8 protein-coding genes and 1 pseudogene are annotated in these 9,486 nt (G+C 73.5%); 2 read left to right on the forward strand and 7 right to left on the reverse strand.

Annotation, left to right across the window (positions count from 1 at the left end):
• From ACJA3G_RS21270 to ACJA3G_RS21285, 4 genes are all read right to left on the reverse strand, one after another.
• Window positions 1–1,032: DUF6777 domain-containing protein (locus tag ACJA3G_RS21270; protein WP_406554608.1), on the reverse strand; the 1,032-nt coding region annotated here is incomplete at its 3' end.
• A 176-nt stretch (window positions 1,033–1,208) separates the two neighbouring features.
• Window positions 1,209–1,379, reverse strand: coding sequence for a hypothetical protein (locus tag ACJA3G_RS21275; protein ID WP_199831852.1), 171 nt, complete (start codon window positions 1,377–1,379; stop codon window positions 1,209–1,211).
• Between the two features lie 464 nt (window positions 1,380–1,843).
• Entirely contained in the window at window positions 1,844–3,379 is a 1,536-nt protein-coding gene (locus tag ACJA3G_RS21280) for an SDR family NAD(P)-dependent oxidoreductase (protein WP_406554609.1), read from the reverse strand.
• Between the two features lie 114 nt (window positions 3,380–3,493).
• On the reverse strand, window positions 3,494–4,186 hold the full coding sequence (locus ACJA3G_RS21285; RefSeq protein WP_406554610.1) for a (2Fe-2S)-binding protein: 693 nt from the start codon (window positions 4,184–4,186) through the stop codon (window positions 3,494–3,496).
• A gap of 272 nt (window positions 4,187–4,458) precedes the next feature.
• Between ACJA3G_RS21285 and ACJA3G_RS21290 the strand changes: the two are divergent.
• Window positions 4,459–5,358 (forward strand): annotated as a pseudogene (locus ACJA3G_RS21290) (DMT family transporter); the annotation flags it as partial.
• Between the two features lie 2 nt (window positions 5,359–5,360).
• Here the strand turns inward: ACJA3G_RS21290 and ACJA3G_RS21295 are convergent.
• Entirely contained in the window at window positions 5,361–6,599 is a 1,239-nt protein-coding gene (locus ACJA3G_RS21295; RefSeq protein WP_406554611.1) for a transglycosylase family protein, read from the reverse strand.
• Between the two features lie 165 nt (window positions 6,600–6,764).
• Here ACJA3G_RS21295 and gndA point away from each other — a divergent pair, with 165 nt between their 5' ends.
• Entirely contained in the window at window positions 6,765–8,207 is a 1,443-nt protein-coding gene (gndA, locus tag ACJA3G_RS21300) for an NADP-dependent phosphogluconate dehydrogenase (RefSeq protein WP_406554612.1), read from the forward strand.
• Between the two features lie 49 nt (window positions 8,208–8,256).
• On the opposite strand, the gene ACJA3G_RS21305 is transcribed toward gndA, so the two are convergent.
• Both ACJA3G_RS21305 and panD read right to left on the reverse strand, forming a co-directional pair.
• Window positions 8,257–8,895 (reverse strand): aspartate/glutamate racemase family protein, encoded by a 639-nt coding sequence (locus ACJA3G_RS21305; RefSeq protein ID WP_406554613.1) that lies wholly within the window; start codon window positions 8,893–8,895, stop codon window positions 8,257–8,259.
• A gap of 17 nt (window positions 8,896–8,912) precedes the next feature.
• A complete protein-coding gene (gene panD / locus ACJA3G_RS21310) occupies window positions 8,913–9,347 on the reverse strand; it encodes an aspartate 1-decarboxylase (protein ID WP_406554614.1) in 435 nt (144 codons plus the stop codon).
• Window positions 9,348–9,486: the final 139 nt, after the last annotated feature.

Raw genomic sequence — 9,486 nt, forward strand, 5'->3', positions numbered from 1 at the left:
GGTCAGCTTGGGGCGGACGGTGACGGTGGCCGTCGGGCAGCCAGGGGACGGGGRCACGTTCGGCAGGGCGGCGCCCGGCGGCAGCGACCCGGGCTGCCTCGTCACGGTGACGGTCGGGGCTGGGCTGGGGCAGTTCACGCTCGGCGAGGTGCTGTTCGTGGACGGCGCGGACAGGCTCGGCGCCACGGCCGGACCGGACTGGTCCGGGCTGACCGGCGCGCTCGGCGAGTCGGTGACCACCGGAGCCGTCGGGTCGATCTGGATGTCGGGCCGCTCGCGGTCGCGCATGCCCTGGTCGCCCGTCGGCCGCTCGATCCAGGTGTTGTTGACGACGTTCACGATGATCAGGCTGTTGATGACCGTGGTCGTGCGGTTGATGACGACGGTGCGCTGCGGCTGGTAGCCGGGCCAGGACTGGCCCCGGGAGGCAGCGCCCTGGGTGGCGACGGGCGGCTTGAGCGGGTTGCCGCAGGCGCAGCGCACCCGGGGCGAGCCGTGGTCGTCGACCATGACGGCGGTGCCGGCCTGGAGCACCGACTGGAAGGCGGTGGCGTGGCCGTCCTTGAAGCCGTGGTTGGTGACCCGGGTGTCGGCCCGCAGCACCACGGGGGTCAGCCCGCGCAGGAACGAGGGGAGGTCGTCCGGGTTGATCCCGGCGGTCTCCGAGAAGGCGCGCGCCTTCGCCCGGTCGGCGGCGAGGAAGCGGATCTGCGCCTCCACGTCGCAACTGGCCACCGACTGGGTGCCGCCGTACAGGCCGGGCGTGGAGCCCGGGACGGTCCGGACGGTCTGTACGGTTGCCGTGGGGTTGCCGGGGGCGCTCGGCGGCGGCTGGGAGGGCGTGAGCGGCTGGGCGGCCCTGGCCGTCGACTCCGTGAAGGGGTCGGGGCCGGACGCCGCGACGGGCTGAAGGAAGAGCTCCTTCTCGTCGGAGGCGGCGCTGCCTCCGCCGTCGCCGCCACAGGCCGCGACGAGCACTCCGATGGACATGACGACTGCCGCCAGGGTGAACCGGCGCGGGGTCGAGCGCACGTAGATCTCCCACCTATTCGCCCCAAGTTGTCACTCATTGTCTGCCGGAGGGCGGCCGGTCCCGCAAGCGGACGCCGCCGTACGGGAGAGCGGCCCGGGCGCGTCGTCCGGGCCGGGACAGACGTGTGCCCCCTGCCGGAACAGGGGGCACACGCTTTCAAGGGGGCGGGGACCGCTCAGTCGATGCCCGGCAGGATGTGCGGTTCGGCCAGGTCGTCCTCGTAGCCGGCCAGCCGGATCGGGGCCGAACGGGCCCAGACCTCAAGGTTGCGGAGCTTTTCGGGTCGGCCGGGCCGGTCGCCGCGTTCCGGCGTCCGCTGTTCGCGTTCTGTCGTCTCTGGTGTCACCGCGCACTCCTCTGTGTCGCGTAACCCTGGGCGTACTGGCGGCTCCGGTCCCTTCCCGGTCGCCGGCCGCCCGAGGGGGCAGGGGTCAGGGGCAGTTCTGACGCGGTGGCGCCGGCACTCTGTCGGAAGCTCGGCCCAGTGTGCGGGCCGGTTCCGGAACGGGCATCGAGGACTGGTCGATCCTTTGATGGCTTCCGTCGGAGTCAGAGTAACCAAATGAGCGGGCCCCTGCTCGATGGGGCCATTTCCTTTGCGTCAACTTTCCTTCACCGTGCGTTGGCCACGGGCCCCATCCAGCCATGATCCGCCGCCCCCGGACGGCCGCCACGCCCGGGCGGGGCGGCCTGCTCCGTCCGGGTGACGCGCCCGGTCCCGGGGCCGCCGACGGTGGGGCGGGACCCCGGACGCACCGGTGGCCGGACCCCGTCGGGGGGTCCGGCCACCGTGCGCGTTCCGGGTGCGGTCTACCAGTTCCCGGGCGCGTAGTCCTTGAGGAAGACGCTGTGCAGGTCCTCGCCCGACTCGCCGCGCACGATCGGGTCGTAGACGCGCGCGGCGCCGTCGACCAGGTCGAGCGGGGCGTGGAAGCCCTCCTCGGCGAGTCGCAGCTTGTCGTGGTGCGGGCGCTCGTCGGTGATCCAGCCGGTGTCGACCGAGGTCATCAGGATCTTGTCGGTCTCGAACATCTCCTGGCCGCTGGTCCGGGTGACCATGTTCATGGCGGCCTTGGCGGCGTTGGTGTTGGGGTGCCCGGCGCCCTTGTAGCCGCGGCTGAACACGCCCTCCATCGCGGAGACGTTGACCACGTAGGCGCGGCCCTTCGGCGCCTTGCGGGCCGCGTCGGCCATCGCCGGGCGCAACATGCTGATCAGGATGAACGGCGCGGTGTAGTTGCACAGCTGGGTCTCCAGCAGTTCGACCGGGGAGATCTGGTCGATGGACTGCACCCAGGTGTTGGTGTCGACGACGTCCGGCAGCAGCCCGCCCGCGTCTATGGCGGTGCCGTCGTGGTGGCGGGCGATGCTGGCGTTGCCCGCGACCAGGGCGAGGTCGGCGACCCGCTGGGCGTCGAGGCCGGAGGCGCCGAGCGGCAGCGCGGCCGGTGCGCCGAGGTCACCGACCGCGCCGGAGTTGAAGGCGCCGATCACATGGTGGGCGGGGAGTTCACCGGCGGGCAGCGGGGCGCTCTCGCCGTCGACCAGGGCGGCGTACGCGGAGGGCAGCCGGCGCACGGTCTGGGTGGCGTTGTTGATCAGGATGTCCAGCGGGCCCTGCTGGGCGGTCTGCTCGGCGAGCGCGACCGCCTGCGCCGGGTCGCGCAGGTCGATGCCGACGACCTCCAGGCGGTGCATCCACTCCGCCGAGTCCTCCATCGCCTTGAAGCGGCGGATGGCGTCCTTGGGGAAGCGGGTGGTGATGGTGGTGTGGGCGCCGTCGCGCAGCAGCCGCAGCGCGATGTACATGCCGATCTTCGCCCGGCCGCCGGTGAGCAGCGCGCGCTTGCCGGTGAGGTCGGTGCGGGCCTCCCGGCGCATCCGGTTCTCGGCGGCGCACTTCTGGCAGAGCTGGTGGTAGAAGTAGTCGACCTCGACGTACCGGGTCTTGCAGATGTAGCAGGAGCGGGGGCGCTGGAGCACCCCGGCGATCTGGCCGGTGGGGGTCGCGGACGACGGCAGGATGCCCTCGGTCTCGTCGTCGATGCGCTCGGCGGAGCCGGTGGCGGTCGCATGCGTGACGGCCCGGTCGTGGGCGGTCTTGGCGGCCCGGCGCTCCTGGCGGCGGCGCTGCTTCACGGTCCGGTAGATCGCGGCGGTGGCGCGGCGCACGGCGATCGCGTCGGGGTGGTCGACCTCGATGGTGTCGAGCTCGTCCAGCACGCCGAGGCAGACGGCGAGGCGCTCGGGGTCGATCCCGGGGCCGTACTCCACGTCGGGTTCGCCGGGCTCCTGGCCGATGCCGGGACCGTACTCCTGGTCCTGGATGTCCTCTGTCACCGTCATCGCCGTCGCCGTTCCTCGGTCATGCGCGGTCTCGCCCGCGTGTGGAAGTTCCCAAAAGCGCAATCGTACGGAGCGGGGCGCCGCAGACCAAACCGCGAGCCCGTGGGCCGCCGGTCAGGGGCGTGCGGGCGGGCGGTCGAAGACGCAGTCGCCGCAGAGTCCGGCGCCCGGGCAGCGGTAGTAGAGGCAGCAGCTGCGGCGGCGGAAGGCAGGGCCCGGGAGCAGCGTGCCGGTGCCCGCCAGGTCGGGGTGGGCGAGGAGTTCGGCGCCGAGCTCCAGCGCCCGCCGGGCCGCGTCCGGGCGGCCCGCGCGCAGCGCCCAGCGGTGCAGCTCGCGGACGGCTCCGGCGAGCGCGGAGCCCGCGTTGCCCCACAGCAGGCCGGTCGCGAGGGGGGTGTCGCGCCGGACGGCCTCGGCGAGCGGGACCAGGTGGCCGTACTGGACGCTCTCGCGGATCCGCCCGGCGGTGCCGGGCAGCGGCCGGACCCGGTCGAGCAGCAGGTCGTCGGGGGCGCCGCGGCCACCGTCCCAGGACAGGGCCGCGGGGTCGAGGTCGGGCAGTTCGCCGTGGAGCACGGCGGGCCCGAGGGCGATGGACCAGAGCCGGGCGACGAGTCCCAGGTGGGCGATGGAGGCGCCGGTGCGGCGGTCGGGCGCGCTCAGGGCGGCCGTGACGGTGTCGATCCGGGCCGCCAGGGGGCCGCCCTCCCCCGCGTAGAGCCGCGCCAGCGGGCGGTGCGCACCGTCGGCCGGTCCGGTGCGCAGCGCGAAGAACCCGCCGACCGAGGCCACCGCCGCGAGATCCACTCCTCGTCCCCCTCCGTGCGCGCCGTGGCGGACCGGCCACGTACCCCGTGATTCTCACAGATTTTCGATCGAACATCTCTTCGACTACTAATGGACATCCCCCATCCCATACATGGCCGAAATACCCTCATCTCACCCCTCCCCACCAGCAGTTGTACCGAATGCCCGATGTATGGACGACTTCTGGAGTAGGGGCGTACTCCTATGGCAGTACGTGTCAATGCGGTCTCAAGGACGACGACGAGTGGCGATCGGCGAGGGATCGTGGATGCATGAGTGCCCTTGCCCTGTCCGTGCTGCTCTCCCTGGTCTCCGCCGTCGCGTACGCGGCTGCGGCGATCGTCCAGGAGCGCGTGGCCGCGGCCTCCCCCGACAGTACGTACCTCCGCCAGGGCGCCTGGTGGGGCTCTGTGGCACTCAACGGTCTCGGCGCCCTTCTGCACGTCGTGGCACTCGCGTGCGGACCGCTCACCCTCGTCCAGCCGCTCGGCGCGCTGACCATCGTCTTCGCACTGCCGATGGCCGCCGTGTTCGTCCGCCGCAGGGCGGGCGCGGCGGCCTGGCGCGGCGCGGTCATGGCGACCGCCGGCCTCGCCGGGCTGCTCGCCCTCACCAGCGACGCGGACGCCGACTCGGTCGGCGGCGGGGACCGGCTGCTGCTGGCGGCGGTCACCTTCGGCGCGATGGCGGTGCTCTTCCTCGCCTCGCGCGCGGTGCACGGCCCGGTGGTGCGCAGTGTGCTGCTCGCCGCCGCCGCGGGCGTCTCCTTCGGTATGGCGTCGGTCTTCACCAAGCTGGTGGCCGAGGACTGGGACGAGGGCCTGAAGCTCACCGAGGCGCCCAGCCTGCTCGCCATAGCCGTGCTCGCCGCCGCGGGCCTGCTGCTCTCCCAGGCCTCCTACCGGGGCGCCGGACTCGCGGCGCCCCTGGCGACCGTCACCGTCGTCAACCCGGTGGTCGCGGCGACCGTCGGGCTCACCATGTTCGGCGAGGAGTTCCGCTACGGGACGGCCGGCCTGGCCGTCGCCCTCGCCAGTGGCGTCGTGGCCGCGGGCGGACTGATCCTGCTCACCACCGAGCGCCTCGGCGCCGCCTCCCGGCGCTCACGCCCCGGGCCCCGGACCCTGCCGGCGATCCCGGCGCCCGGTCAGAGCGCCGAGGGCAGCACGTCCGGTCAGAGGCTGACGCCGCCTGCCCTGAGGTAGGCCAGCGGGTCGATGTCCGACCCGTACGAGGGCCCGGTGCGGATCTCGAAGTGCAGATGCGGCCCGGTGGCGTTGCCGGTGGAGCCCGAACGGCCGATGCGCTGGCCCGTGTTGACCTGCTGTCCGGCCCGCACGCTCACGGCCGAGAGATGGCCGTACTGGCTGTAGCGGCCGTCGGTGTGCCGGATCACCACCTGGTAGCCGTACGAGCCGCCCCAGCCGGCCTCCACGACCTTGCCGGTGGCCACCGCGTGGACCGAGGTCCCGGTGGAGACGGGGAAGTCGACGCCCGTGTGGTAGCCGCTCGCCCAGGACGAACCGGCCTTGTGGTACGGGGTGCTGGGCCCGGCGTCCACCGGCGCGGCGAGGGCGCCGCCCTTGTGGACGACCTGCTTCGGCGCGGGCTGCTTGTGCGGGGCGGCGGGCTTCTTCGGCTGCGGCTTGGCGGGCCGCTTCTGCTGGGGCGACGGCTGCGGCCCGGGGCGGGTCCGCGGCGGCGCCGCCGTGTCCGGTAAGGACAGCCGCTGCCCCGGCAGGATCAGATCGGGGTCGGAGCCCACGACCCGGCGGTTCTCGGTGTACAGCGCGTGCCAGCCGCCCCTGACGTGCTCGGTGTGCGCGATACGGGAGAGGGAGTCGCCGGGGACGACGGTGTAGCCCACGTATCCCTCGCGCTTGCCGGGGACGGTGGTGGGGCTCGCCTGGGGCGCCGCCTTGGGCACCACGCGCGCGTGGTGCTCCTGGACCGCCGGGGCGGTGTGCGCGGTGTGCGCGGTGTGGGTGGTGTGCGCCGTGGGCGTGGTGTGCGCGGTGTGTGTGGTGTGCGCTGCGCCGCGGGTCAGTCCCGCCTCGCCCGAGCAGACCGGCCACGCGCCCGGGCCCTGGGCCTGGAGCACCTTCTCCGCGACGGCGATCTGCTCGCTCCTGGAGGCGAGGTCGGCGCGCGGGGCGTAGGCCCGGCCGCCGTAGGCCACCCAGGTCGACTGGCTGAACTGGAGCCCGCCGTAGTACCCGTTACCGGTGTTGATCTGCCAGTCGTGGGTGGACTCGCAGGCCGCGACCTTGTCCCAGACGTCCAGGGAGGCGGCGTGGGCCGCGCCCGCGCCGATCAGGGGCAGGGCCATGCCCGCCCCGCCCGCCGTCACCGTCAGCGAAGCCCGGTTGATACGGCCCGGCTGGTAGCGGCGGTGCCGCCCGCGTACGGACATGGGTCCCCCTCGAACGCATCGGGAGCCGCCAAAGTAGGGGCTCTGAACGGACCGTGACAAGAGTGCGTACCCACCCGTCGAGGGGAATGCCGGCCGAGTCGCGCCGCTTGGAGTCTTCCGTAGGGTTGACCGAGCAGCGCACCCGATGATCCGAGGAGCACAGCCATGAGTGGAACAGCCCAGATCGGCGTCACCGGACTCGCCGTCATGGGGCGCAACCTCGCCCGCAACTTCGCTCGCAACGGCCTCACGGTGGCGGTGCACAACCGGACGGCGGCCAAGACCCGGGCGCTGGTCGAGGAGTTCGGCGAGGAGGGGCGGTTCGTGCCCGCCGAGTCGCCGGAGGAGTTCGTGGCGGCACTCGAACGGCCGCGCCGGCTGGTGGTCATGGTGAAGGCGGGTGAGCCGACGGACGCGGTGATCGAGGAGTTCGCCCCGCTGCTCGACGAGGGCGATGTCATCATCGACGGCGGCAACGCGCACTTCGAGGACACGCGCCGGCGCGAGCGTGAGCTGCGCGAGCGCGGTATCCACTTCGTGGGCGCCGGTGTCTCGGGCGGTGAGGAGGGCGCGCTGCACGGCCCGAGCATCATGCCGGGCGGCTCCGCCGAGTCGTACGAGTCACTGGGCCCGCTCCTGGAGAAGATCGCGGCCAAGGCGCCGGACGGCACCCCGGGCGTGACGCACGTCGGCCCCGACGGGGCGGGCCACTTCGTGAAGATGGTGCACAACGGCATCGAGTACGCCGACATGCAGCTGATCGCCGAGGCCTACCACCTGCTGCGCACGGTCGCCGGGTACTCCCCCGCCAAGATCGCCGAGACGTTCCGGGGCTGGAACACGGGGCGCCTCGACTCGTATCTGATCGAGATCACGGCGGAGGTGCTGGCCCACCAGGACGCGGCGACCGGGAAGCCGTTCGTGGACGTCGTCCAGGACCGGGCCGAGCAGAAGGGCACGGGGCGGTGGACGGTACAGATCGCCCTGGACCTCGGGGTGCCGGTGTCGGGAATCGCCGAGGCGGTGTTCGCGCGCTCGCTCTCCGGCCACGCCGATCTGCGCGAGGCCGCCGGCGCCCTGGCCGGGCCCGTGCCCGAGCCGCTGGACGAGAAGGCGGCCGAGGCGTTCGCCGCGCAGGTGGAGCAGGCGCTGTACGCCTCGAAGATCGTGTCGTACACCCAGGGCTTCCACCAGGTCCGGGCCGGCAGCGAGCAGTACGGGTGGGACGTGGACCTGGGCTCGGTGGCCGCGATCTGGCGCGCCGGGTGCATCATCCGGGCGGCGTTCCTGGACCGCATCCGGGCCGCGTACGACGCCGAACCGGACCTGGTGAGCCTGCTCTCGGACAAGCGGTTCGGCGAGGAGATCGGGGCGGCGCAGGAGGACTGGCGCGCGGTGGTCGTGGCGGCGACGCGCCAGGGCGTGCCGGTGCCGGGCTTCTCGGCGGCGCTCGCGTACTACGACGCGCTGCGCGCCGAGCGGCTGCCCGCGGCGCTCACCCAGGGGCAGCGGGACTTCTTCGGGGCGCACACCTATCGCCGGGTGGACCGCGAGGGCTCGTTCCACACGCTGTGGGGCGGCGAGCGCACGGAGGTCGAGGCGGGCTGAGCGGCGGGCGCGGTCCGGGGGCCATGGGTCCCCCCGGACCGCGCCCGTCTCACACCAGCTTCGCCGCCGCCGCCAGCCCCGGGCGGGGGCTGGAAAGCACCGGAGTCCTCGACGGGGCCAGGCTCGCCCCGGGGGCCATGGAGGCCTGGGCCAGGACGATGACGTCCGCGTCCTCGACCCGCCCGATGGCCTCGGCGACCGCCCGCGCGTAGCCCTCCGGGTCGCCCTCCTCGAAGCGGCGCCAGGCTCCGTCCACCAGCACCGTCCGCGGCGTGACCGCGCGCCCCGCCCGGGCGGCCTCCTCGTGGAGCAGCTCGGTGGTGGGGCCGAGGGTGGTCTCCAGGGCGGCGAGGACCGTGATCCGCGGGCCGTGGGCGACGGCCGCGGCTGCCATCGGCCGGTCCACCCGCAGGACCGGCAGCCCGAGTTCGGCCCCGGCGGCCTCCGCGAGGCCGGCGATGGTCGAGCAGGTGCACAGCACGGCCGTCGCACCCCCGGCCACGGCCTCGGCGAGGACCGCCCTGGTGGCGTCGGCGGCCCCGGCCGCGCCGACCCGGCGAGCCCGGTCGAGCAGTTCCTCGTCCACCAGGTGGCGCAGGGCGAGGCCCGGGTGGTCCTCGTCGCGCAGGGCGTCGAAGACGGGCACGTGCACCGGCGAGGTGTGCAGCAGGGTCAGGGTGCCGGCCATGGCGTCCTCCTCCGGGGTCAGTGCTGGGAGGCGGAGGGGACGAGCGCGTGCGGGCTGCGGCGCTGGTCGGTGCCGGGGACCGGCGCGGAGGCGTCGTCGCCGAGCTCGACGACACGGTTGTCCGCGTCGACGTGCACCACGCGCGGGCGCAGGGTGCGCGCCTCGGCGTCGTCGACCTGGGCGTAGCTGATGAGGATCACCAGGTCGCCGGGGTGGACGAGGTGGGCGGCGGCGCCATTGATACCGATGACTCCGGAGCCGCGCTCGCCCTCGATGACGTAGGTCTCCAGCCGGGCGCCGTTGTCGATGTCGACGATGTGGACGAGCTCGCCGGGCAGCAGGTCGGCGGCTTCCATCAGCTCGGCGTCGACGGTGACCGATCCCACGTAGTGGAGGTCGGCCTGGGTCACGGTGGCTCGGTGGATCTTGGACTTGAACATGGTGCGCAGCACAGCGTCACTCCTGCCGGACAAAGGGTCGCGCCCCGGTCGGGGTACGCGCCGTCGCCTGACAGGGTAGGCCACCGTCCGCCGTATGACTCTGTGACCTGCCCCTCCCCCCCAACTGCCGTGCCGGTCGCGTGTCCTGGCC

The sequence above is a fragment of the Streptomyces sp. YS-3 genome, from assembly GCF_045257485.1.
Taxonomy (GTDB): Bacteria; Actinomycetota; Actinomycetes; order Streptomycetales; family Streptomycetaceae; genus Streptomyces.

Coding starts and splice junctions, on each gene's coding strand:
- ACJA3G_RS21295 (WP_406554611.1), bottom strand. CDS start 6,599: ATGTCCGTACGCGGGCGGCACCGCCGCTACCAGCCGGGCCGTATCAAC.
- ACJA3G_RS21305 (WP_406554613.1), bottom strand. CDS start 8,895: ATGGCCGGCACCCTGACCCTGCTGCACACCTCGCCGGTGCACGTGCCC.
- ACJA3G_RS21280 (WP_406554609.1), bottom strand. CDS start 3,379: ATGACGGTGACAGAGGACATCCAGGACCAGGAGTACGGTCCCGGCATC.
- gndA (WP_406554612.1), top strand. CDS start 6,765: ATGAGTGGAACAGCCCAGATCGGCGTCACCGGACTCGCCGTCATGGGG.